The 983-nt window shown below is 51.5% G+C and carries 1 protein-coding gene; it reads left to right on the top strand.

Annotation, left to right across the window (positions count from 1 at the left end; genetic code table 11):
* Window positions 1-930: IS110 family transposase (locus tag CRJ00_RS18105; RefSeq protein ID WP_099368131.1), on the top strand; the 930-nt coding region annotated here is incomplete at its 5' end.
* Window positions 931-983: the final 53 nt, after the last annotated feature.

Genomic DNA, 983 nt, shown 5'->3' with positions numbered 1-983 from the left:
TGTTCAAAGGATTATTTTGACATTTCTGTCCAATCGGGACAGAAAGAGGTTTTTAAGGGTCGTTTCAGTAACGACGAAGCGGGTTTTGTGGAGGCCCTGGGCCACATGCACGGCAGCCATATAGCGATGGAGGCCACCGGTCCCTATTACTTCCGGCTGGCAAAGTTCCTCTGGGAGAGGGATGAACGGGTCTCGGTCATCAACCCCCTTGTCATCAGGCGTTTTTCCCAGATGACCCTGGCCAGGACCAAGACCGACAGGAAGGATGCCCAGCTCATCGCCAAGTTCACCAGCATGACGGAACCTGCCCAATGGAGGCTGCCGGAGGAACATGTGCTGAGGATCAGGAACCTGGAAGGCTATATCAAGGGACAGAAGGAATGCAGGACCATGCTAACGAACAGGCTCCATGCATATGAACATGCGGGAACACTGGAACCCACGCTCAGGAAGACCATAGAGGAAGGGATCAAACGTTATGATCAGGACATCAATGAACATGAAAGGCAGGTCCAGCAGATCATCATGGAGAATTACGGGGAACTCAATGAAAACCTGCGGAGCATCCCGGGCATCGGCCCGCGCAGCGCAGCACTGCTTATCATCCTGACGGACGGTTTCAGTCGGTTCGAGGGGTACAGGCAGCTGATATCCTATTTCGGACTGGCGCCCAGGATATTCGARTCCGGCAGCAGTGTAAGGGGAAAGGGACATATCTGCAAGATGGGGATGGGCCAGGTCAGAAAGGTGCTGTACATGGCGGCAATATCCGCCATCAGGAGCAACACCGCCTGCAGCGGGCTTTATGGGAGGTTGATGGAAAAGGGAAAACCCTACAAGGTCGCAATCATAGCAGTGGTGAACAAACTGATCAAACAGGCATTCGCCATCGCAAAATCTGGAAAGGGCTACATCGCAAAAGCGGCCTAATCAGAATATTATTTGGAGAAAATTTAATTTATTATTTGGATATATACACAGTT

The sequence above is a fragment of the Sphingobacterium sp. 1.A.4 genome (assembly GCF_002734245.1).
Classification (GTDB): domain Bacteria; phylum Bacteroidota; class Bacteroidia; order Sphingobacteriales; family Sphingobacteriaceae; genus Sphingobacterium; species Sphingobacterium tenebrionis.
Note: the sequence above shows the minus strand (reverse complement) of the source record. Positions and strands in the feature narration are given on the sequence as shown.